General features: G+C 68.3%; 22 protein-coding genes and 1 pseudogene. 18 read left to right on the top strand and 5 right to left on the bottom strand.

Going from position 1 to position 23045, the window contains the following annotated elements; all coding sequences use genetic code 11:
* Window positions 1-35: 35 nt before the first annotated feature.
* The 5 genes from NI1_RS38530 (at window position 36) to NI1_RS21420 (ending at window position 6791) form a co-directional block, all read left to right on the top strand.
* Window positions 36-401 (top strand): hypothetical protein, encoded by a 366-nt coding sequence (locus NI1_RS38530; RefSeq protein WP_067823669.1) that lies wholly within the window; start codon window positions 36-38, stop codon window positions 399-401.
* Between the two features lie 35 nt (window positions 402-436).
* Window positions 437-2638, top strand: coding sequence for an MMPL family transporter (locus tag NI1_RS21435; RefSeq protein ID WP_084523500.1), 2202 nt, complete (start codon window positions 437-439; stop codon window positions 2636-2638).
* A 22-nt stretch (window positions 2639-2660) separates the two neighbouring features.
* Complete coding sequence (locus NI1_RS21430; RefSeq protein ID WP_157535242.1) at window positions 2661-3149, top strand: hypothetical protein; 489 nt, start codon at window positions 2661-2663, stop codon at window positions 3147-3149.
* A 170-nt stretch (window positions 3150-3319) separates the two neighbouring features.
* Window positions 3320-4651 (top strand): serine hydrolase domain-containing protein, encoded by a 1332-nt coding sequence (locus tag NI1_RS21425; protein ID WP_245663337.1) that lies wholly within the window; start codon window positions 3320-3322, stop codon window positions 4649-4651.
* An 82-nt stretch (window positions 4652-4733) separates the two neighbouring features.
* A complete protein-coding gene (locus NI1_RS21420) occupies window positions 4734-6791 on the top strand; it encodes a heavy metal translocating P-type ATPase (protein ID WP_245663350.1) in 2058 nt (685 codons plus the stop codon).
* Between the two features lie 310 nt (window positions 6792-7101).
* Here the strand turns inward: NI1_RS21420 and NI1_RS21415 are convergent, their stop codons facing one another.
* Entirely contained in the window at window positions 7102-7686 is a 585-nt protein-coding gene (locus NI1_RS21415; protein WP_067823660.1) for a TetR/AcrR family transcriptional regulator, read from the bottom strand.
* Window positions 7683-8633 (bottom strand): patatin-like phospholipase family protein, encoded by a 951-nt coding sequence (locus NI1_RS21410; RefSeq protein WP_067823657.1) that lies wholly within the window; start codon window positions 8631-8633, stop codon window positions 7683-7685. The genes NI1_RS21415 and NI1_RS21410 overlap by 4 nt, the downstream gene beginning before the upstream one ends.
* 90 nt (window positions 8634-8723) lie before the next feature.
* On the opposite strand from NI1_RS21410, the gene NI1_RS21405 reads away from it, so the two are divergent.
* The 5 genes and pseudogenes from NI1_RS21405 to NI1_RS21385 all read left to right on the top strand — a co-directional run bounded on the left by NI1_RS21405 (window position 8724) and on the right by NI1_RS21385 (window position 14134).
* Window positions 8724-9890 carry an acyl-CoA dehydrogenase family protein gene (locus NI1_RS21405; protein ID WP_067823655.1) on the top strand — a complete coding sequence of 389 codons (1167 nt, stop codon included), beginning with the start codon at window positions 8724-8726 and terminating at the stop codon, window positions 9888-9890.
* A 9-nt stretch (window positions 9891-9899) separates the two neighbouring features.
* On the top strand, window positions 9900-11027 hold the full coding sequence (locus NI1_RS21400) for an acyl-CoA dehydrogenase family protein (protein ID WP_067823652.1): 1128 nt from the start codon (window positions 9900-9902) through the stop codon (window positions 11025-11027).
* Window positions 11028-11089: 62 nt separating this feature from the next.
* Window positions 11090-11794: pseudogene (locus tag NI1_RS21395) on the top strand (zinc-binding dehydrogenase); the annotation flags it as partial.
* Between the two features lie 25 nt (window positions 11795-11819).
* Complete coding sequence (locus tag NI1_RS21390; RefSeq protein ID WP_067823649.1) at window positions 11820-13172, top strand: vWA domain-containing protein; 1353 nt, start codon at window positions 11820-11822, stop codon at window positions 13170-13172.
* Entirely contained in the window at window positions 13169-14134 is a 966-nt protein-coding gene (locus NI1_RS21385; protein WP_067823646.1) for an ARPP-1 family domain-containing protein, read from the top strand. The genes NI1_RS21390 and NI1_RS21385 overlap by 4 nt, the downstream gene beginning before the upstream one ends.
* A gap of 222 nt (window positions 14135-14356) precedes the next feature.
* On the opposite strand, the gene NI1_RS21380 is transcribed toward NI1_RS21385, so the two are convergent.
* On the bottom strand, window positions 14357-14716 hold the full coding sequence (locus NI1_RS21380; protein ID WP_067823643.1) for a hypothetical protein: 360 nt from the start codon (window positions 14714-14716) through the stop codon (window positions 14357-14359).
* 261 nt (window positions 14717-14977) lie between these two features.
* Between NI1_RS21380 and NI1_RS21375 the strand changes: the two genes are divergently transcribed.
* From NI1_RS21375 to NI1_RS21360, 4 genes are all read left to right on the top strand, one after another.
* On the top strand, window positions 14978-16087 hold the full coding sequence (locus NI1_RS21375) for an LLM class flavin-dependent oxidoreductase (RefSeq protein WP_067823941.1): 1110 nt from the start codon (window positions 14978-14980) through the stop codon (window positions 16085-16087).
* Window positions 16084-16728 (top strand): FMN reductase, encoded by a 645-nt coding sequence (locus tag NI1_RS21370; RefSeq protein ID WP_067823640.1) that lies wholly within the window; start codon window positions 16084-16086, stop codon window positions 16726-16728. Before NI1_RS21375 ends, NI1_RS21370 begins: the two co-directional genes overlap by 4 nt.
* A gap of 58 nt (window positions 16729-16786) precedes the next feature.
* Window positions 16787-17758 carry a DUF5996 family protein gene (locus NI1_RS21365; RefSeq protein ID WP_067823637.1) on the top strand — a complete coding sequence of 324 codons (972 nt, stop codon included), beginning with the start codon at window positions 16787-16789 and terminating at the stop codon, window positions 17756-17758.
* Window positions 17759-17867: 109 nt separating this feature from the next.
* Window positions 17868-19247, top strand: a complete 1380-nt coding sequence (locus tag NI1_RS21360; RefSeq protein WP_067823634.1) for a bifunctional lysylphosphatidylglycerol flippase/synthetase MprF — start codon at window positions 17868-17870, stop codon at window positions 19245-19247.
* Between the two features lie 25 nt (window positions 19248-19272).
* Here the strand turns inward: NI1_RS21360 and NI1_RS21355 are convergent, their stop codons facing one another.
* Both NI1_RS21355 and NI1_RS21350 read right to left on the bottom strand, forming a co-directional pair.
* Entirely contained in the window at window positions 19273-20022 is a 750-nt protein-coding gene (locus NI1_RS21355; protein WP_067823630.1) for an SDR family oxidoreductase, read from the bottom strand.
* A 20-nt stretch (window positions 20023-20042) separates the two neighbouring features.
* Window positions 20043-20423: an Rv1352/Rv1906c domain-containing protein gene (locus tag NI1_RS21350; protein WP_245663336.1), complete on the bottom strand. Its 381-nt coding sequence runs from the start codon at window positions 20421-20423 to the stop codon at window positions 20043-20045.
* A gap of 184 nt (window positions 20424-20607) precedes the next feature.
* Between NI1_RS21350 and NI1_RS21345 the strand changes: the two genes are divergently transcribed.
* The 4 genes from NI1_RS21345 (at window position 20608) to NI1_RS21330 (ending at window position 22949) form a co-directional block, all read left to right on the top strand.
* Window positions 20608-21186 (top strand): sigma-70 family RNA polymerase sigma factor, encoded by a 579-nt coding sequence (locus tag NI1_RS21345; protein ID WP_084523497.1) that lies wholly within the window; start codon window positions 20608-20610, stop codon window positions 21184-21186.
* Between the two features lie 70 nt (window positions 21187-21256).
* The gene (locus NI1_RS21340; protein WP_067823624.1) at window positions 21257-21859 is read left to right on the top strand and encodes a hypothetical protein; all 603 of its coding nucleotides are present in this window, start codon (window positions 21257-21259) and stop codon (window positions 21857-21859) included.
* Complete coding sequence (locus NI1_RS21335; protein WP_067823621.1) at window positions 21843-22409, top strand: DUF6529 family protein; 567 nt, start codon at window positions 21843-21845, stop codon at window positions 22407-22409. Before NI1_RS21340 ends, NI1_RS21335 begins: the two co-directional genes overlap by 17 nt.
* Window positions 22410-22502: 93 nt before the next feature.
* A complete protein-coding gene (locus NI1_RS21330) occupies window positions 22503-22949 on the top strand; it encodes a Rieske (2Fe-2S) protein (RefSeq protein ID WP_067823618.1) in 447 nt (148 codons plus the stop codon).
* Window positions 22950-23045 lie beyond the last annotated feature (96 nt).

Raw genomic sequence — 23045 nt, 5'->3', positions numbered from 1 at the left:
TTTCATCCACCCCTGACGAATCAGAGGATCACATCATGAATGCCGTCGGTACTTGGCGTCTGTCCATGGAATCCAGTCTCGGCAACGCGGACGGGATCGTCGAGATCACCCGGCACGCGGACGGTTCGCTCACCGGCACCGCGCGCAGCTTCAAGACCGGAGAGCAGTTCCTGGTCACCGACGTCGCTGAAAAGGGCGACGAACTGGGGTGGCGGCAGCTGATCAAGAAGCCCATGCGGATCAACCTGTCGGTCACGGTGCGCATCGACGGCGACGCCATGACCGGCACCGCCAAACCCCGCATGATGCCCGGGCTGGCGACCGTCGCCGGACAACGGGTCAGCGACCAGCCCGGAGCCGAGGTGCCGGGCGCCGCGCCCGCGCAGGCACTGGCGAACTGAAACCAGCTACGGCACAGCGGAATACGAGGAGCAAGGTGCGCAGGTTAGCCGAAGTGGTGGTGGCGCGGCCGTGGGCCGTCATCGGAGCCTGGCTGGTGATCCTGGCCGTGGGCGGCGGGCTCTCCCAGACGACCATCGATCGGCTGGTGGTGGATTTCGCGCTCCCCGGCCAGCCCGGTGATACGGCGGGCAAGGCCCTGGTCGGCACCTTCGGAACCGCCGGTGAAGCCAGCGCGCCGCTGATCGTCACCATTACCGTGCCCGAGGGGCAGACGGTCGCGGGGAATGCGGCGGGCATCGCGCAAGCCTTCGAATCGCTGTCCACCGCCACCATGTACGACACCCCGTTGCAGGTGTTCCACGCGGGCAATACCACCGGTGCGTCGGCCCCGGCGTTCGTGACCGGTGATGGGCGCACCGCACTGGCCTACGTGTTCTATCCGCCGCCGCGCACACCCGTTCCGGTGCCGCCGAGCCGGCAGCTGGAGCCGCTGCGGCAGGCGCTGCCGGCCGGCTGGGAGCTCGGCGTCACCGGCCGCGACGCCCTCGCGGTGAGCGAGGGCAGCGGCATCGGACTGGGCGTGATGCTGGAACTCGCGGTGGCCGCGCTGGGCGCACTGCTGGTGCTGGCCTTCGTATTCGGCTCCTTCCTGGCGGTACTGCCGCTGCTGACCGCCATGGTCTCCATCCCGGCGGCCCTGCTGCTGCTACTGCCGCTGACCTATGCGGGCGATGTGTCTTTCGTTGTGCAGTACCTGATTTCGCTCGTCGGACTCGGCATCGGCATCGATTACGCGCTGCTGTTCGTCACCCGCTGGCGTGAGGAACGCCAACGCGGGCAAGACAATCGGGCCGCGGTGATCGCCACCATGGAGACGGCGGGGCGGGCCGTGGTCATGAGCGGGGTGACGGTGGCGATCGGCCTGCTCGCGCTGATCGTGCTGCCGGTGCCGTGGATTCGCAGCGTGGGACTGGGCGGCGCCTTGATTCCCCTGGTCACCGTGCTCGCCACGCTGACGCTCACCCCGGCCGTGCTGGTCACCGTCGGCCCGCGACTGGACTGGCCGCGCCGCCGCGACGAAACCGCGGTGGGACCGGGCTGGCGGCGCTGGGCCACGCTGGTGGTGCGCCGCCGCTGGCCGGCCGCCGGGCTGGCGCTGGTCGCGCTGGCGGGGCTGACGGTGCCGTTCGTACGCGCCGAATTCGGCGTCGCGGCGGCGGAATCGCTCTCCGGCAGCGGGCCGGAACAGGTGCTGTACGAGCGGTTGCGGACGGAAGGCATTCCGGCGGGCGCGCTCACGCCGATCGAAGTGGCCGTCGACTCGGCGCAGGCGGCCGGCGTGGCAGCGGAACTCGATGGGGTACAAGGCATTTGGCAGGTGGTGGTGGCGAAACCGGATGACGCACGGCTGAATCGCCCGCGGGAGGGGAGCGGGCCGAATCTGACCATGCTGCTGGCGCTGCCGGTCGAGCAGACCATCAGCGGACCCACCACGGCCGTCGTGGATCGCGCACAGGCCGCTGTCGGCACGCACGAGGGCGTCCTCGGGCTCACCGGATTGGGGCAGGCCCGCAGCGACTTCCAGCGCGCCGTCTACGACAACTTCGGCTGGGTCATCCTGGTGCTGTCGGTGCTCATCTTCCTGCTGCTGGCCCGCGCCTTCCGCTCACCGCTGCTGGCGCTCAAAGCGGTGCTGATGAACATCGCCTCGCTGGCCGCCGCCGTCGGAGCCATGGTGCTGTGCTGGCAGAGCGGCTTCGGCTCCGAACCGCTCTACGGCCTGCCCGCCACCGGAGCCATCACCGTCTGGGTCCCGATCCTGGTGTTCGCGTTCCTGTTCGGGCTCTCCATGGACTACGAGGTCTTCATCCTGGCGCGCATCCGCGAGGAGTACGAGCGCGCCGGCGACACCGACACCGCCGTCGTCGAAGGCATCGGCCGCACCGGCCGCCTGGTCACCTGCGCCGCCCTGATCCTGTTCCTGTCCTTCGCCGCCATGTCCACCGGCCCCGGCACCGACCTGAAGATCATGGCTACCGGGCTGGGTCTCGGAATCCTGCTGGACGCCACCATCATCCGATCCCTGCTGCTCCCGGCCACCGTCTCGCTCCTCGGCCGCTGGAATTGGTACTGTCCGCCACTGCTCGCCAAAATACTGCTACTGCCTGTCGATGCCCCTGAAAATCGGGGCGAGCCGGTTCCGGTGTTAGCGTCTGAGATCCACCAAGATCAATGATGACGAGGGGAGATGTCGACTTATGCCGCAGCGTGAGAAGACCTCGAAGCGTTCGGTTATTGGCAGGGCAGCGGTCGCTACGGCCGTGGTGACGGCGGGTGTGCTCGCCGGACAGGGCACGGCGTCGGCGGACTTCTCCGCCGAGGTTCCGATGAATTGTGTTGGGCTGAGCCCGAATATCGTGGACATGCCCTATTCGGGGCGGGTGTACCTCGGTCAGTACAACGCGGGCCGGCCCGGTTGGACCTCGGTCACGGTGCACACCGGGGCCAGCGTCTGGGGTGGATACACCACCAACCCGACCATCACCTGGACCAACCTGAACACCGGTGTCACCGGCGGCGGAAGCGGTTCGGCGCCGGTTTCGTCGTTCTTCGGCACCGGTGCGCAGAACAACTTCGATGCCTGGGGTATCGGCGGCGGTCCGGTGCGGTTCGACCTGTCGGTGACGAACAACGGACTGGTGCCGGTGCCGGTGATCAACTGCTCGGGCACGATCGACGTTCCGTAGGCACGCGCTACCTCACAATGCCCGGTGGAGACACCGGGCATTGTTGTTTCCGAGGGTGTTTCACGGGGTGCCCCGAGCGGTAGGGGCAGGGGAAGTCGGGGGTCACAGAGCCGATAACGGGCTGGTCAGCGGGCCGATGTGCTGGGTAGGTGCACGGAGGAGGAGACCAGGTGGCGGTACGGGCGACGACAAGCCTTGTGGTGGCGATGATTACGGCGGCGATGATGCTCGTCGGGGTGCCGGGCACACAGGCACGGGCGGAGGCGGACGGGCTCAAGCAGTGCCAGGTCAGCTCCGGCCGCCAACCCGAGACCGCGAAACCCGAAGAGGTGGGCGTGGATTCGGCGTTGCTGAACAAAGCGGTCGCCTTCGCCGCCGATCAGACCCGGTTCACCCTCCAGATCTTCCGCAACAATTGCCTGATCGCGGGCGGGCCCAACAATGCCAAAGCCGGTGGGGTGCCGTGGAATCTGTGGAGCGGCACCAAGAGCGTGGTGGCGCTGCTCGCCGGAATCGCCATCGACGACGGCAAATTGGGGCTGGACGCGCCCATCGGGAACTATCTGCCCGAGGGGCTCGGTGACGCGGAGCATCGCGCCATCACCGTGCGCAGCCTGCTGACCGAGACCTCGGGCATGCAGGTGGCGGTGGCCTCCGAGGGCATCACCGGGCTGATCGGCCTCGACCCGAATGTGGTGGCGCAGGCGCTGGGCATGCCGATCGTGAACCCGCAGGGCGAGAAGTGGGGATACAGTCAGCGCGGCGTGGACCTGCTGGCGTACGTGGTGCAGCAGGCGGTGGGGGAGGACTTCCAGGCGTTCGCGCAACGAAGGTTGTTCGATCCCTTGGGGATTGCGCGCACCGACTATCACTGGGCGCGGGACCGCAGCGGCAACACCTACGGGCACGCGCATCTGGTGCTGCCGCCGGACGACTACGTGAAACTCGGTCTGCTGGTAGCCAATCGAGGCGATTGGGGCGGCAAGCGCATCATCTCGGCGGGCTTCCTGTCGACGGCATCGCAGCGGGCGGCCAATCCCTGCTACGGCATGCTGATGGTGGTCAACCGCGACCCCGACTGCGCCGACGTCTTCCCCGGACTGCCCGAGGACGCGGTGCAGATGTCGGGAATGTGGCGGCAGGACAATGTGATCGTGCCCAGCCTCGGGCTGGTGGTCAGCTGGACCGGGGTGGCGGTGCCGGGCAGTTCGGTGAGCTTCCCCTACGACGTGCTGCGCGCCATCGAGCTGGCGTTCCTGTCGCCGAAGCTCACCGACCCGGGGCCGTTCATCCCGCGCGAGGACATTCAGGTGACCGATCCGTCGATCTCCAATCCGGACGGGGCGCTGGCGGCGCTCGGTCTGGGGCCGATGGCGTACCCGGGATGCGGGGTGCTGGAGTGCCTCGGCAAGCCGATGTCGCCGCCGTTCTCGAACTGGCCGGCCGGGTGCTTCATCCTCGGTTGCCTGGGGCCGGATCCGGCCACACCGGGCATTCGCTAGCGGCTCGCGGGCGCCGGGTGCGCTGGCCATATACCCCTAGTGGGTATATGGTCGGGTTATGGACCACGGTACTCACGAAGTGATGGATCACGGTTCCGCCGACCACGCGGGCATGGACCACGCGGCCATGGGGCACGGCGGACACGGCGGCCACGCGGGCATGTCCATGGACGATATGGCCCGCGACATGCGCAATCGCTTCCTGGTCGCGGCCGTGTTCTCGCTGTTGGTCATGCTCTGGTCCCCGATGGCCGCCGATATGTTCGGCCTGGACCTGCCCACGCCGTTCGGGCTGCGCCAGGACGTCTGGGCGCTGATCCTGAGCCTGCCGGTGATCTTCTACTCCTCCGGCATCTTCTTCACCGGGGCGGTCGCGGCGCTGAAGGCCCGCACCCTCGACATGATGGTGCTGGTCGCCGTCGGCATCGGCGCCGGCTGGCTGTACTCGCTCGCCATCACCCTCACCGGCGGCGGCGAGGTCTTCTACGAAGCCTCCACCATGCTCGCCACCTTCGTACTGCTCGGACACTGGTTCGAGATGCGGGCGCGCGGCGGGGCCAACGACGCCATTCGCACCCTGCTCGACCTCGCCCCGCCGCAGGCCGTGGTGATTCGTGACGGCCGGGAGGTCGAAATCCCCACGGCCGAGGTGATCGTCGGCGACATCCTGCTGGTCCGCCCCGGCTCCAAGATCGCCACCGACGGCGAGGTCGTCGAGGGCGAGAGCGAAGTCGACGAATCCATGGTCACCGGCGAAAGCCTGCCGGTGCACAAGGAAACCGGCTCGGCCGTCATCGGCGCGACGCTCAACGAGAACGGCACCCTGCGGGTCCGCGCCACCAAGGTCGGCTCCGACACCGCCCTGGCCCAGATCGTGAATCTGGTGCAGCAGGCCCAGAATTCGAAGGCCCCCGGGCAGAAGCTGGCCGACCGCGCCGCTTTCTGGCTGGTGCTGGTCGCATTGATCGGCGGCGCACTGACATTGGCGGTGTGGCTGCTGGCCGGGGCCACCTTCGCCAAGGCCATGCTCTTCGCCATCACCGTCGTGGTCATCACCTGCCCCGACGCCCTCGGCCTGGCCACCCCGACCGCCATCATGGTCGGCACCGGGCTCGGCGCGAAGCGGGGCGTGCTGTTCAAGAACGCCATGGCGCTGGAGAGTTCGGCGCGCATCCGCACCGTCGTCATGGACAAGACCGGCACCCTCACCAAGGGCGAGCCCGAGGTCACCGAGATCGCCACCGTCGACGGATTCACCGAGGACGAACTGCTGCCGCTGCTCGCCGCCGTCGAGCGCGAATCCGAGCACCCCTTGGCCGCGGCGGTGGTGCGCTATGCCGAACAGCACGGCGCGGAAGACCAACGGGCGCAGGACTTCCAGAACGTTCCGGGGCACGGTGCGGTCGCCACCGTCGACGGGCGGCGGGTGGTGATCGGTAACCGCAGGCTGCTCGATCGCGAGGGAATCGCATTGGGCGACTTGGCTTCCGTGCGCGAACAGGTCGCCGGATCGGGCCGGACCGCGGTACTGGCCGCCGTCGACGGCAAACCCGCGGCCGTCATCGGCATCGCCGACGCACCCCGCGAGACCTCCGCGAAAGCCGTTGCGGACCTGCACGATATGGGCATCGAAGTGGTCATGCTGACCGGCGACAATCAGGCCACCGCCGCGCGCATCGCCGCCGAACTCGGCATCGACACCGTCATCGCCGAAGTGCTGCCGGGCGACAAGGCCGACAAGATCGCCGAACTCCAGGCGGGCGGCAAGCAGGTCGCGATGGTGGGCGACGGCGTGAACGACGCGCCCGCGCTCGCCCAGGCGGATCTGGGCATCGCCATCGGCGCGGGCACCGATGTGGCCATCGAGACCGCCGACGTGGTGCTGATGCGCTCGGATCCGCTCGACATTCCCACCGCGCTGCGCATCGGTCGCGGCACGCTGCGCAAGATGCATCAGAACCTGGCCTGGGCGGTCGGCTACAACTCGCTGGCCCTGCCCATCGCCGCCGGTGTGTTCGAGCCCGCCTTCGGCTTCACGCTGCGGCCCGAGATCGCGGCCCTGTCGATGTCCGGGTCGAGCGTGATCGTGGCGCTCAATGCGCTGTCGCTGCGCCGACTGAAGTTGCCGGAGCGGAACTGAGATTCACTTCTGCGGTGATGAAGCCGGATTGTGGCGTGGACAACACCCGCTCACGGCCGTGAACATCTTCATGATGCCGGGTGGCTGACGGATAACTACCGTGGATTCGAACCCCGAATCCCCGAACGGAAAGTTGCGTCATGCCGATCATCAACCTTGGTTCCGCCGCCCTGGATCTCGCGAGCACGGTCACCTCGATCACCGCGAACATCACCTACATCCTGAAGGCGTGGGGCCTGGCCTGAGCCGGCCGCAAGCTCGAAACGCCCGCTGATCCATCCGGACCGGCGGGCGTTTCGCGTATCCGGGATCAGGCGCGCAGCAGCGCGGCCTGCACCTGCCGCAGCCGTTCCACATCACCGCGGAAACCGGCGACCGCGTCGTTGTAGAGGAACGCCTCCCACAGCCGCACCAATGCGTAGGCCAGGGTGTCCCGTTCGATCGGCGGCTCGTAGCCCTGCTGCTCGGCGCGCTCGATGAGCCCCTCCACGGTGGCCACCGCGGACCGATGCACCGCACCGTCACTGCGCGTGATCAATCGCAGCGCGGCGGTGGACTCGTTGTCGAAATACGTTCGCAGCGAATCGTCTTCGACGATCCAGTGAATGGTGCCGTCCAGGATCTCGTTCAGCCGCTCGCCGCCGGTACTGCGGCAGCGCTTGTCCTGATAGGCCACCATGCGCTCCAGCTGCCGCGCGATGGCCGCGCCCAGCAAGCCCTCGCGCGAGCCGAACCACCGGTAGATGCTGGCCCGGCCGACGCCGAGCTGGGCGGCGATGGCGTTCACATCGACCCGCTTGCCCTCCAGGAACATGGCGATGGCGGCCTTGAGTACATCCTCCCGGCTGGCCGAAGCGGGCCGGCCCGGTGCCCTGGTTCCCTCGCCGCGCGTCACGCCGACAGCTTAGGGGTCAGGAACGGGGCCAGCGCCCGGGTGGTGGCGGCGCGGCCCAGATCCAGGGCCCGCGTCAGCACCCGCGGATCGCGGGCGATGCGGCCGATATCGGGCGCACCGTGCGGCGGGCGGATCTGGAGCAGGTTCGGGTCGTTCGCGAATTCGGCTTCGTCGGCGGTGAATCGGGTAGCGCGCGCCAGCCATGGCTCGACCGTGCCGGGCGCGTGCCGGGCCAGGAACCGGGTCACCACGCGGTTCTCCAGATTCGATGGGGGACGGGAGATCTCGTCCTCGCGGCGGGTGCGCAAGACCAGCACGCGGGTCGCGCCCTGCGCCAAAGCCGTTCGGATGGGCACGGATTCGGAGAGACCCGCATCCACGAACCGCCGCTCACCGATCCGCACCGGCCGGCCGGCCAGAATCGGCAGGCAGGTGGAGGCGCGCAGCGACGCCTGCACCGCGCGGGGATCGGTGAGCGTGTCGTGCAGGTCCACGGCCGCACCGGTATCGGCATCGGTGGCGATGGGGTGGAAGGTGACCGGGTTGGCCAGGATCGCCGGGAAATCCATCGGGACGATGCGCTCGTAGACGGTGTGCACCAGGTAGTCGGTGTCCACCACCCGCCCGCCGCGCAGCGCCCGGCCCGGCGAGATCACCCGATTGATCACCTCGGGGTTCCAGGCCCGGCGCGAATCGCGGGCCCGGCCGCAGAGCAGCCAGGCCCCGTTCAGCGCCCCCGCCGAGGCCCCGTACACGCCGTCGAAGCAGCTCAGCAGGTCCATTTCCTCCAGCGCCATGGCCATTCCGTGCGAATACGCGCCGCGTGACGACCCGCCCTCGATGACCAGCGCCAAGCGCTCCCCGTCCCGGCGTCGCCCCGGCACGCTGCCGGTGCGCTGCCGCCAGGCCAGGAGTTCGCCGACCCCGGCGGTGTTCTCGTCGGCCACCCGCCCTCCCTTCGGTCTGCCGCGCTGGTGCCGCGGTCTGCGTTCATGATGCCATTTGAGACATTGAAGACTCTGTGTATCATACCCGGCATGCAATTGGCACTCACCGAAGACGAGCTCGCCTTCCGGGACGAGCTGCGCGCCTTCTTCCGCAGCGAGATTCCCGCCGAGATCCGCAATCGCGCCCGGCACGGACAGGACCTGAGCAAGGACGACATCGTCACCACCCAGCGCATCCTCAACGCGCACGGCCTGGCCACACCGAACTGGCCGGTCGAATGGGGTGGCCGCGACTGGACCCCCATCCAGCGCCACATCTGGCACGACGAACTCCAGCTCGCCTCGGTGCCCGAACCGCTCACCTTCAACACCAATATGATCGGCCCGGTCATCGCCCACTTCGGCTCGCGAGAGCTCAAGGAGCGCTTCCTCCCGCCGACCGCCGACCTCGACATCTGGTGGTGCCAGGGCTTTTCCGAGCCCGACGCCGGCTCCGACCTGGCGTCGCTGCGCACCGTGGCCGTGCGGGACGGCGACGAGTACGTGATCAACGGCCAGAAGACCTGGACCACCGCCGCACAATCCGCCGACTGGATGTTCTGCCTCGCGCGCACCGACCCGAACGCGCCCAAGAAGCAGGCCGGCATCTCCATGCTGCTGTTCCCGCTGGACACCCCCGGCGTCACCGTGCGGCCGATCAAGCTGATCGACGGCGGCTACGAGGTCAACGAGGTGTTCCTGGAGAACGTCCGGGTCCCCGCGAATCAGCTTGTCGGCGAAGAGAATCAGGGCTGGACCTACGCCAAGTTCCTGCTCGGCAACGAACGCACCGGCATCGCCGCCGTCGGCCAGACCAAGGTCCGGCTGTGGCTGGCCAAGGAGTACGCCAAGCAGACCCGGCTGGGCGCGGGCACCATGCTCGACGACCCCATGTTCGCCGCCCGGCTGGCCGAACTCGAAAACGAGCTGCTGGCACTGGAACTCGTGCAGCTACGTGTCGCGGCCGGGTCCGCCGACGGCAAGCCCAACCCGGTCTCCTCGATCCTCAAACTGCGCGGCACCGAGCTACAGCAGGCGGTCACCGAACTGATGGTGGACATCGCCGGCCCGGATTCCCTGCCCCGCGAGGACGAATCGAACCCCGACTGGGCGCACCGCAGCACCGCCACCTACCTGAACTACCGCAAAACATCGATCTACGGAGGATCCAACGAGGTGCAGCGCGGCATCATCGCTTCGACGATCCTCGGATTGTGAGGCAACACCATGGATTTCGAACTCTCCGCTGAACAGGAAATGCTGCGCGACACCGTCCGCGACGTGCTCGCCCGCAGCTACACCCCCGAACGCCGCAACGAGATCATCGGCACCGAACTCGGCTGGGACCCCGAGGTGTGGGCGATCTTCGCCGAAATCGGCCTGCTCGGACTGACTTTCGCCGAAGCGGACGGCGGCATGGGCGCGGGCCCCATCGAAGCCATGCTGGTGCTCGAGGAGCTCGGCCGCGGCCTCGCCCCCGAACCGCTGCTGGACTGCGCCCTGCTGCCCGGCGGCCTGATCGGCCAGGCCGGAACCGACACGCAGCGCAAGGAACTGCTGCCGCGCATCGCCGCGGGCGAACTGCGAATGGCATTCGCGCACAACGAACCCGGCCTGCGCTGGCCCGCCGCCGAGCTCGATTCGCGCGCCCTGCTCGACGGCGACCGGTGGCAGCTGACCGGCCGCAAGCACCCGGTCCCGCACGGCGACTGCGCACAGCTGCTGATCGTCAGCGCGCAGCTCCCGGACGGCGGCATCGGACTGTTCCTGGTCGATCCGAACACCGGCGGCGTCCAGCGCACCACCTTCGACACCCACGACGGGCTGCGCGGTGCGGATATCGAATTCGACAGCGCCACAGCGGAATTGCTGGGTACCACCGAGGATCGTTCCGGCCTCATCGCCGCCACCGCCATCCATGCCCAAGCGGCCCTGGGCGCGGAAGCGGTCGGCGCCATGTCCGAAGCCCTGCGACTGACCACCGAATACCTGAAGACCCGCAAACAGTTCGGCGTCCCGCTACGCACCTTCCAAACCCTCACCCACCGCGCCGCCGACATGTACGTCTCCCTCGAACTGGCCCGCAGCATGAGCCTGTACGCCTCGATGTCCCTGGCCGACGGCATGGTGGACCCCGTGGTGGCCTCCCGCGCCAAACTCCGAATCGGCCGCTCCGGCAGGCACATCGGCCAGGAGGCGATCCAGCTGCACGGCGGCATCGGCATGACCGCCGAATACCCCGTCGGCCATTACACCGCCCGCCTCACCGCCATCGAACACACCCTCGGCGACTCCAGCGACCACCTGCGCTACCTGGCCGCCCACATCGCCGATCACCAGATGGCCGAGATCTGATGCACATTCGCGGCGCGGTCCTGGAAGAGACCGGGCGGCAACGGCCCTACGCCCACACCCGCCACGCGGTGGTGGACCGCGCCTCGGTGGTCCCGGTCGGCAACGACGTACCCGCCGAAATCGCCGCCCTCTTCGGCTGTGCGGTCCTCACCGGCGGCGGCGCGGTGCTCAACGTTGCAAAGCCGCGCCCCGAGGACAGCCTGATGGTGGTCGGCCTCGGCGGCGTCGGCATGGCCGCCCTGCTCACCGCCAAAGCCATCGGCGTGGAACGCATCATCGCCGTGGATCGCATGCCGGAAAAGCTCACCACCGCACAGGAACTCGGAGCCACCGAGACCTACACCCCGGACCGGGTGCGCCACGAACGCATCCGGGCCCGCTACGTGCTGGAGTGCGCGGGCCACCCTGCCGCCTTCGAAACCGCCTACGCGGCAACATCCCCCGGCGGCACCACGATCACCGTCGGCCTACCCGCCCCCGACGCCACCGTCACATTGCCGCCACTGACCCTCACCGCCGAAGCCCGCACCATCGTGGGCAGCTACCTCGGTTCAGCAGTCCCCGCCCGCGACATCCCCCGCTACGAGCAGATGTGGCGCGCGGGCCTGCTCCCGGTAGAGCGCCTCATCTCCGCCCGAATAGAACTCGACGCCATCAACGCAGCAATGGACCATTTGTCCGCCGGCGAAGCCATCCGCCAAATCGTCACCTTCCCGCCCGCCGCGGCCAGACCCGCTGGAGTGCAAGGAAAATCAATGGCTCAATGAGTGTGACCGTTCCTACACTCGGTCGATGAACACCGCACGACTCCTCGATCACCTCCGCACCCACGACACGGCTCTGACGTTGTCCAGGGCCGGGGTCGTGAAGTGGGATGACGCGGAATTCCATCGGGAGGCATACACCGCCGACCCCGAGGGATACGCGCTGCTGGCCCTGGTGCCCGGCGTGCGGGAGACGCAGCGCGCACGAGCCCTGTTGCAGGTGCTCGCGGCGTCCCGGGCCGGGCTCGACGCGGACACCCGCAAGCACCTCGACAAGGCGACGCGCGCATTGCTTTTCGGGGTGCGGCCGGACCTCGTCATCACCGTGCTGCTGGCGCTCCGTCGGATGCGCGCCAACCACAAGCACGTCACTCGCGCCATCCTGGCGTTCGTACTGGAGCACCCGGACGCGGAGTTGCTGATTCCGGCTCGTCGCCCTTCGCTGGTCGACTGCTTCGAGCACGCGCTCGGCAAGGCGACGGCACGTGGATGCGCGCGGCTGATCGCCGAGGGCGATGCCGGTTCGGCGGAACTGCGGCGGAAGCTGCTGCGGTACACGGCGAATCCGGCGGTCGCGATCGAGCGGGTGCGGGAGCTGTACGCGCCCGGCATGCACGGTGTGCCCACGCTCACCGAGCCGGTCGCGCCGATCGAGCCGCGGCGGGTTCGCGAGCCCATTGTCACCGTGAGCAATCGCGGCGATATCGCCGCCACCCTGGTGCGCGTCTATCGCGGCAGCGAGAGCGCCGAATCGGGTTCCGCGCTGGCCGGTTACGTCACGGCAGCCGCCCGCGATCTGCCGCGCAATCCCGATCACGTGGCCCTGGTGCTGGACACCTCGGAGTCCATGCGCGGCTACGGCGAGCGCGAGTGGGCGCTGCTGTCCCAGGCCGAGGCGCTGCGCCTGGTCCTGGCGGAGGTGTGCGAGCGACTCACCGTCATCGAGGTCGGGCACGGTCAGACCGCCGCGACCGACCTCGCGAACGGCCTGTTGGACGCGATCGAGGCCGGCGCCGGAACCTCCGATGCCGGAGCGGATTTCGCGACCGGAGCTGTTCGGCATATCGCGCCGGACGTGGTCGTCATCGTCACCGACGGCTACGAGAACCGGATGCCGGGCGACCTCGCACGCGTGACGGCGGCCCTGCGGCGCATCGGCATCACCACCCCGGTGCTGCTGGCGCAGGCCATGTTCACCAGCGGTGACGACCTTGCCCTGCGCAACCCCGCGCCGAACCTGCCGCGCCAGGGCTTCTGGCATCAGGACGATTTCGGCGAGCTACTGCCGTGGATGTTCGCGCACGGCCCGTCCGGGGCGGAGTGGATCCGGGCGGCGGCGCTGCGGTTCCTCGACGCCCGACTGGAAGGAGTGAACGCATGACGCGACTCGATACTCTCGTGCACGCACCCGTCGACCTGACCGGTTACCGGCTGGGCGACCCGCAGCGCGCGGGCGCGCTCACCATGGTGCCGATCCACGGCCCCGAGCGTCCCGGCATCGTGCCGCCGCGCTCGGGACTGAAGCTGAAGCAGGTGGTTGGCTACGGCAGCGTGGAGCTGCGCAATCCCGCGCCCGCCGGGGTCGCCATCGTGCCGCTGCACATCGGCTATATCCAGGAGGGCGCGCAGAATCACGCACTCTGCTCGGCCGCGCTGCTCGCCGCCGGCGAGACCCGCCGCTTCGACGACGCCTGCTGCGTGCAGGCGGCCCAGGGCGGTTACCTGGAGGGCCGCGACCAGTGGTTCTTCGTGCTGCCCTTGGAGCTGCGCGCCCAGGCGCTCGCGCTGCGTGGCCGGCCGGGCTATTCCAAGCTGTGGCAGGACATCACGGTCCTGAACGCCCGCTACCGGCTGCCCGCCCGCGGGCATCTGGAGCAGATCCTCACCCGCCGGCGGGCCGTGCTGACCCAGTTCCGCAATCGCCTGGAGCTGCTGCCCGGTCAGCTCGGCGCGGTCTTCTTCATCGGTGAGAAGTTCGCCGGACTGGAGATCGCCCCGGACCCCGGGTACTTCGCGGAGATGTGGATGCCGTTGGTGTGCTTCGCCTATGGCGTCGCGGCCTGGCACGACGACCGCGCGATGCCCGGAGCCGAGCCGCTCGCGGCCGGCGATATCGCCGGTCTGCGTGCGGAATTGGCGCGGTCCCGGGCGCGGCAGCGCGACGAGGTGCTGTCCTGGATGCCCCCGGCCGGCGGGATGACCAGCAAGGAAGAGGAGCGCTACCTGGACCTGCGCCTGCTCACCGTGTACGGCGAGGGCATCACCGGTCAGCTCGTGCACGAGCACGAGCGCCTGGTCTACGCCTCTATCTTCCCGGTGGATTGGGTGCCCGGCCGGTACTGAATTAAATGGATTGCGCCACAGGGCAATCGAGGATTGAATAGTAGTACGGGAACTGAGCCGGGCACGACGGGATCCAACTTCATTCCAGATGAAGCAAATGAATCGCCTGCTTAGCGAGGATATGCCCCGCCATCGCGCCGGCCGCCTGTCCCGTTCTTACTCCGAAAGCTCCGGTGGGGACCTGACCCCACCGGAGCTTCGTGGTATTTCGAGCATGATATTTCAAGCGCTGATCAACCCCGCATGACGGCGCGAATCTTCCTCGGGCCGAGTGATTTCCGAAGCCGTTCGCGGCCGGGTCCGCACCGCCGCACTGAACAACTGGTACTCCGCCGAAGGCACGCACACCTCCCGGTACGGATGCCGCTGCCCGACCCGCCGCTGCGGTCCCGGAATCACCACGCCGGTGCGCGGCACCTGCCCCTTGCCTTCCTGGGACCGCACCCAGCTCTGCATGGCGCGTGAGTCGATGCTCGGCAGGTATTCGACGGCGTCTTCCCACTCCAGGCCGTCCACCTGCATCGGGTCGGCGACCGCGGTGACGACCACGGCGTATGCGTTCCCGACGGTGTTGTCCGTCATCCGGACCTACCCCCTGTCCCTGCTCGAGGCCGCCTCCCCGACCCCGGAAATCTCCGGCGTTGCACGGGGAGTGTTCAGGATACTTCGAAAGATCTTGCCTTACTGGGTCTTTCACTGTTGTACCAGGTCGGTTGCGGGTAATTGTGACACCCGCAACAGTGCTGCGGGTCACCTCTGCCCAAGTCGGAATAGCCGCGCGACCTACGATGTTCATGAGGTTGACATATCCACCAATGGCGGATGGCTCTCGAGGAGGACCCCGTGCAGTTCGGAATTTTCAGCGTCGGCGATGTCACCACCGACCCGACCACCGGCCGGACACCCAGCGAGGCCGAGCGTATCCAGGCCATGGTCACCATCGCCCGGAAGGCCGAAGAGGTCGGCCTCGACGTCTTCGCGACCGGCGAACACCACAACCCGCCGTTCGTACCGTCCTCGCCGACCACCATGCTCGGCTATGTAGCCGCCAAGACCGACCGCATCATCCTCTCCACCGCGACCACGCTGATCACCACCAACGACCCGGTGAAGATCGCCGAGGACTTCGCCATGCTCCAGCATCTGGCGGGCGGGCGCGTGGATCTGATGATGGGGCGCGGCAATACCGGGCCGGTATATCCCTGGTTCGGCAAGGACATTCGCGACGGCATCCCGCTCGCCATCGAGAATTACCATCTGCTGCACCGGTTGTGGCGCGAGGACGTAGTGGATTGGGAAGGCAAGTACCGGACGCCGTTGCAGGGCTTCACCTCCACGCCGCGCCCGCTGGACAATGTCGCGCCGTTCGTATGGCACGGATCCATCCGCAGCCCCGAGATCGCGGAGCAGGCCGCCTACTACGGTGACGGATTCTTCGCCAACAACATCTTCTGGCCCAAGCATCACTTCCAGCGCCTGATCCGGCTGTACCGGCAGCGCTACGAGCACTACGGGCACGGCAGCGCCGACCAGGCCATCGTGGGATTGGGCGGGCAGGTGTTCATGCGCAAGAACTCCCAGGACGCCATCCGGGAATTCCGGCCCTACTTCGACAACGCCCCCGTCTACGGGCACGGCCCCTCGCTCGAGGACTTCATGGAGCAGACGCCGCTGACCGTGGGCAGCCCGCAGGAGGTCATCGACAAGACCTTGACCTTCCGCGAGTACTTCGGCGACTACCAGCGCCAGCTGTTCCTGATGGATCACGCCGGACTGCCGCTGAAAACCGTGCTCGAACAGCTGGACCTGCTGGGCGAAGAGGTGGTTCCGGTGCTGCGCAAGGAGTTCGACGCGCTGCGCCCCGCGCACGTGCCGGACGGGCCGACGCATGCGCGCCTGGTGGCCGCACGCGACGCCGCCATCGACGAGCGGAAGGACGAGGTGACCGCATGACCCGCATCGCCGTGGTGTCGGCCGGGCTGTCTCAGCCCTCCTCGACCCGATTGCTGGCCGATCGCTTGGCCGCCGCCACCCGGGCCGCGCTGCCCGAATCCGACGTCGAGTTCGACGTGATCGAATTGCGCGATCACGCCCACGGCCTCGCCGACAACCTGGTCACCGGCTTCGCCGCCGGCGGCCTGCGGGAGGCCATCGACCAGGTGGTGGGGGCCGACGGGATCATCGCCGTCACCCCCATCTTCAACGCCTCGTTCAGCGGCCTGTTCAAGACCTTCTTCGATGTGCTGGAACCGGATTCGCTGATCGGCAAGCCGGTGCTGGCCGCCGCCACCGGCGGCACCGCCCGGCACTCGCTGGCCCTGGAGCACGCGGTCCGGCCGCTCTTCGCCTACCTGCGCGCCGTCGTGGTGCCGACCACGGTGTATGCGGCGTCGGAGGATTGGGGCGCGGGCGGCGGCGCGGACAGTGGCCTCGCCGATCGAATCCTGCGGGCCGCCGGGGAATTCGCCGATCAGGTCGCCATGCGGCCGAGCTCGGTCAAGGCCGACCCCTACGCGGCGCCGGTGCCTTTCGAGCAATTGCTGGCCGGCGACCGCGGCCGGGCCGACCGCCGGACCGATGTTATAGCCACTTAGTAACTGGGTAGCATTGGTAAAGACTGGCACTTCCCTCTGAGCGAAGGCGGGTAGCGAGATGACCGAGCACACCGCGGACCTACTACCCGCCATCCCGCTCGAAGCCTGGCGGCCCACCAAGGAGACGCTGCACCGCTACGCCCAGATCATCGGCAAGGTGGCTCTGGCCAAGGGCATCCGGCGCAATCACTGGTGGCATATGACCTACCGGCTGACCGCCCGCGGCTGGACCACCGTCCCGCTCGGCACCGCCACCGACGGACCCGTGTTCACCTGCGCCTTCGACTTCTTCGACCACGTGCTGCGGATCTCGGCCACCACCGGCATCCAGGCCGAGATCCCGCTCGCGGGCCAATCGGTCGCCAGCTTCTACATCGAGACCATGAACGCCTTCGACGAACTCGGGCTGAAGGTCGCCATCGCCCGGCCGACCCCCTACGACCTGCCCGATCACGGCCGGCCCTTCTACGAGGACGAGGAACACCACCACTACGACGCGGGCGCCGCACTGCGCGCCTTCCACGTCCACAGCCAGGTCGGGCGGATCCTCGAACAGTTCAGCGCCGGCTACTCCGGCAAGATCAGTCCCGTCCAATTGTTCTGGCACACCTTCGATATCGCGGTGCAGCGCTTCTCCGACCGCAAGATCGACATGACCACAGCTGTGGATCCGGTCACTCGCGAGGCGTACTCGCGGGAGGTGATCAGCGCCGGTTTCTGGTTCGGCGACGACAAGACCCCCGAACCCACCTTCTACTCCTACACCGCCCCGGAACCCACCGGACTCGCCACCGTGCCGCTGTATCCGAAGGCGGCGCACTGGGTGGAATCCGGCTCCGGGCACAACGCCTACCTGGCCTATGACGCTGCCCGCAACGCCGCGGACCCCATCGGGACCGTGATCGGCTTCTTCCAGTCGGCCTACGCCGGCGGGGCCGAGCTGGCCGGGTGGAACGCCGGCTCGCTGGCCTGTCACGGCGGCATCACCGACCCGGTACTGGAGACGTCACGATCGGGATGGCCGGAATAACCGTATGCCCCGAATCGTCTCTCCGGCATAGTGTGTCGAGAGGACCTGAGGGAGGTCACCATGGGGAAAACTCCGGTGAGCGGGCCGAATGCGGTGAAACGGGGCACGCATGGGTGAGGAACGCATGGCGGTGCGGGGGTCGGGGCTGACCGCCTACCGGGACACGGCCTTCACCGCCGGGCCCGGCACGCGGGTGCCGTTGATGGGTGTGCTGGTGCTGGGCAGCCTGGTCCTGGTGTGGGCCGCCGAACGGGCGCCGCGGGAAGGCACCGACCACGGGTGGTTCGTGGCGGTATCCATCGCCGGACTGTTCGTGGCGCGCGGGCTGCATCTGCGACGGCCGGTCACGCTGCCGCACCTCACCGGCGCGACCATGATGCTGGTGGTGGCGAACTTCAGCTACCGGGCCGAACATGCGGGGGTCGGCTTCGGGTTCCTGGCGCTGAGCGGGCTGGTGCTGATGCTGCCGCAGAGCAGCAAACCGCAACCCGAACAGCTGCCGCGCGTGGCGGAACTGGTGCGGCGCACCGATATCGATCCGCTCGCGCCGTTCGCCTTGCATTCGGCCAAGAGCTACTACTTCAATGCCGATGCCTCGGCGGCCATCGCGTATCGGGCACGGTTCGGAATCGCGGTGGTCTCCGGGGATCCCATCGGGGACAAGCGGGCCTTCAACGAATTGATCTCGGAATTCTCGGCTTTCGCCAGCGATCACGGCTGGCGGATCGCGGTGCTGGGCGCCAGCCCGGAAATGGTGCCGAACTGGCAGCGGCGCGCCTTCGACCATCGCGGACTGCGTGCGGTCGCCGTGGGCCGGGACGTGGTGCTCGAGGTCGGCAGCTTCGACATGGTGGGGCGGCGCTTCCGCAATCTGCGCCAAGCCGTCAGCCGCACACAGAATTTCGGGGTCACCACCGAAGTCGTGCCGGAGGCGGCGCTCACCGAACCGCAGCGCGAAACCCTGCTCGGCATCGTCGACGAATGGGGGAGCGGGCGGCAGACGCGCGGGTTCTCCATGATCCTCGACCACCTGCTGGACGGGCGGAACCCTGGCATGCTGGTGGTGCTGGCGCGCGATGCGGACGGGCAGGTCGCCGGCTTCCAGCGCTACGGAATCTCCGGCGGCGGAAGGGAACTCAGCCTCGATGTGCCGTGGCGGCGCAAAGACGCCCCCAACGGCCTCGACGAGCGAATGATCATCGACCTGATCGAGTACGCGCGAGCACACGGCGTCACCCGAATCTCCCTGGCCTTCGCGGCGTTCCCGGAGCTGTTCGCGGACAAACACCGGACCCGGATCGGGCAGCTGGTGTATGTGGCGGTGCGCCTGGGTGATCCGCTGATCCGCCTGGAATCGCTCTACCGATTCCTGCGCAAATTCAACGCCTTCTCCGACCAGCGCTTCGTACTGCTCCGCTGGCGGGAGGTCGTCATCGCGGCGGCCGCGCTGCTCACCCTCGAATTCGTGCCGCACCGCCGCCAGTACTAGCGCCCACGCCGATGGTGGTGGCGGCTCAGCTCATCCGGGCCATGATTCCGCGCGGCAGCAGGGGCATGACGACACCCAGTACGCGCCAGGGCCATTCGGGGACGCTGGCGCGCACCGCCTCGCGTTCGATGGCCGACACCATGGCGTTCACGCCCTTGTCGAGCGGGGTCATGAGCTTGACGTCGCCCGCGCGATCGGACATGTCGGTGGCGATATAACCGGGCTGCACCGTGGTGACCTTGATCGGCGAGCGGCGTAGCTCGATCGCGAGACCCTCACCGAGCGCGGACAATCCGGCCTTGCTGGCCGCGTACGCCGCCTTCTTGCCGGGCAGCCCGCGCACCGCGCTCATGGAGGAGATGAGCACCAGGTGCCCGGCGTTCTGCTCCCGGAAGATGGTCAGGGCGGCTTCGGCCTGCGCCAGGGCGCTCACGAAATTCGTAGTGGCCGTGGCGATATTGGCGTCGGCGCGGCCGGTGCCGAGCCGCGCGCCTTTGCCCAGACCGGCATTCACGATCACCCGGTCCAAACCGCCCAGCTCGCCGGATAATTCGGCGAAGACCTGCGGAACGGTGGCGTGCTCGTCCACATCCAGCGCGCGCACGGCGACCGTGATGCCGGGGTGGGCGGCGAGCAGTTCGGCGCGCAGCTCTTCCAGCTTGTCCAGTCGCCGCGCACAGAGCGCGAGATCGCGCCCCCGGCGGGCGAATTCGCGCGCCATGCCCGCACCGAGCCCGGAACTCGCTCCGGTAATAAGAATTCTGCGTCTGGTCATGCTCGCCACCCTAATGCGAATCAGCCGCCGAACGAACCCGTGGAGGTATCCGGAACCAAACGCCACGCGCCGCAATTCTCGGTTTTGAATGCCACATCGCTGGATTTGATGACCACGCGCACCGGTTTGGTGCGGGTGAAATCGCTGGCGATGATGTAGTAGTTCGGATCGTTGTAATCGGTGTCGGTCTGCACCTTCCACAGCCGCCGCCAGAAACACCCGCCGGCGGCCGGGTCCGGCGTCCCGTCGGCGAGATAGGTGCCCGGCCGGATATCGGTGTTCACCAGGTACAAACCATCCACCGTGATCTCGGTGGCCGGTTCGGCGGCGGCCGTTCCACCCGCCGTCAGCGTCAGCGCGGAGGCGCAGGCCCCCGCCATCACGAACACGCGTGCCCGCACGATGTTCCTCCCTATATTTCTGTTCCCTGCCTGCCGCGGAAGTGTTAACGCTATCCGCGGTTCCCGAGATCCCCGCATCTCTTCGGAGGGGTCTATCAGAAAACACCGGGCGGTTTGGCGGGAATGTGGGAAATAGGCAGAAACCACCGATGCTGTTCGCGGGCCCGCCGACGATATTCCTTGCATGAGAAGACTTCGACCCCTCCCGGACGGGACCACCACCGGTCCGCCCGGATGCACCACGCACTGCGCCCGGCTCTGTACCGACACCGGCATCGCCGCCGTCCTCGCCGCCGACAAAGCCCTGCTGCACTGGCGGGCCGTGCGCCGCCTGGGCGATTCCGGACTCGCCGAACACGCCGTCCAGGAGACCTTGATCCGGGCCTGGCGGGCCTGCGCCAGCTATGACCCCGCGCGCGGCAGTGTGCGCACCTGGCTGCTGACCATCGAACGGAACGTGCTCACCGATATCGCCCGGGTGCGGGCCGCCCGGCCCGGCGACACCAACTGGGACGAGCTCGGTGAACAGACCGAAGGCCGCAGCGCCGGGCCCGATTTCACCGATGCGCTCAGCGACTGCCTGCTCGTCTCCGAACTACTCGATCACCTGCCCGGACCGCAGCGGGACGCCGTCGTCCAGGTCATCCTGCGCGACCGGGCGTACCACGAGGTCGCCGCGGACCTCGGGGTGCCGGTCGGCACCGTCAAGACCCGCGTCCACTACGCGTTGCGCTCCCTGCGCCGGTTGCCGATCAGCGCCTGAGCGGGCTCCCGCTGAACTTCCCGGCTCCCGCCATTGCCGCTGCCCCGATCTCTCTCTGCCAGGAGCCGTCATGAAACCTGCCGGACCCCTCCTCACCCTGGCCGCCGCGGCCGCACTGAGCGGCGGCTTGCTGATCGCGAACACCGCCACGCACGGCGGCACCGACTCCGCCACCGCCCGGACCGCCGTCACCACTTCGGCCGCCCCGAGCGCGCCGGTCACCACCAGGCCCGGGTTCCCCGCGCAGGCCGACTACGTCACGGTCATCGCGACCGCCGGGCGGCCGATCACGCTGTCGGTGACCATCACCGGAGCCAAAGCGGTGGCTTATGCCTGCGATGGCGCGGCCGTGGAGAGCTGGCTCAAAGGCGCGGCCGATGCCGGGCGCACCACGCTGAGCGGCAACAACTCCCGCCTCGAAGCCCAGCTCGCCGGGGCATCCCTCGCCGGCTCTTTGCTGCTGGACGGCAAGACCTACGACTTCACCGCTCCGCCCGCGGCGGCTCCGGCCGGCCTGTACCTCGCCGATTCCGCGGCCGGCCGGGACAGCTGGATCGTCGCGCCGGACGGCTCGGTGACCGGGGTGCGCCGCAATCCGAACGGATCCACCACTGCCGCACCGGAATTGGCCCCCAACGCACGGAAGGTGCACGGCGATGACAACGATTTCTGAACCCGGGCGGGCGCGGCGCACCACCGCACTGAGCCTGGTGCTGATCGTCTGCGCGGGCGCGGCCACGGCCATCGCACTGGGGGTTTACGGCCGGCTGCATACTCCCGCCGGGGCGGCGATCAGTGTGGCCGGATTCTCCAGTCCCGGTGCGGTGAAGTCCTGGCTGGCCACCATCGTGGTGCTGCTGGCCGCGAGCCAGGACGTGAGCGCGCTCGCCATGTACGGGGTGCTGCCGAAGGTTCGGCCGGGGCAATGGGCCGCGCGCTGGCACGTCTGGTCCGGGCGCGCCGCGGTATTGCTCAGCATTCCGGTGGCCGTGCACTGTCTCTACGCCTTCGGATTCGCCGACTACGACCATCGGGTACTGCTGCACTCGCTGCTCGGCTGCCTGGTCTACGGCGTCTTCGTCACCAAGATGCTGCTGCTCACCCGGAAAGGGCTGCCCGGCTGGGTGGTTCCGGTCGCGGGCGGGCTGCTGTTCACCGGATTCGTCGGGCTCTGGTTCAGCTCGGCGGTCTGGTTCTTCCGGGTCGAGGGCTTCGGGGCCTGAGCAATCCGCGCGAATGCTGAACCCGGGACCCCGCGAACACGTCCAACAAGCAAGAGCGGGCCAGTTCGGTCCGTCGCGATCGAGGAGTAGACCATGACCGAGCAACAGCCCACCGGATACCGGCTCGACCGCCGGACCGCCCTGGCCGCCACCGGTGTCGCGGCGACCGCCCTCACCGTGGCCGCGTGCAGCAGCTACGGGTCGAGCGAAACCGCTTCGGCCGCACCGCAGGGCGGGGTGAAACAGGAGAAGAAGCAGGACGGGACCGAACTGGCCCGCACTGCGGATGTGCCCGTCGGGGGCGGTCTGATCAGCGGGGACACCGTGATCACCCAGGAGAACGCGGGGGAGTTCAAGGCGTTCTCCAGCACCTGCACCCATCTGGGCTGCAAGGTCAGCGAAGTCAGCGCGGGCCTGATCAAGTGCCCGTGCCACAACAGCACCTTCCGGCTCGATGGATCGGTGGCGGGCGGGCCCGCGCCCCGGGCCTTGGACGGCAAGACCATCACCGTCGAGGGGGACCGGATTCTCTCGGCTTGATCGCGTTCGGCTGCCGAGTGCGGACCGGCGCGTCATCCGCCGAATGACGGGTTGCTCGCTGGTTGTCGGTCACCCTTGAGCTAGTGCGATTTCCCG

It is taken from the genome of Nocardia inohanensis NBRC 100128 (assembly GCF_001612945.1).
In the GTDB taxonomy this organism is placed as follows: Bacteria; Actinomycetota; Actinomycetes; order Mycobacteriales; family Mycobacteriaceae; genus Nocardia; species Nocardia inohanensis.
This window is presented reverse-complemented; position numbering and strand designations above follow the sequence as displayed.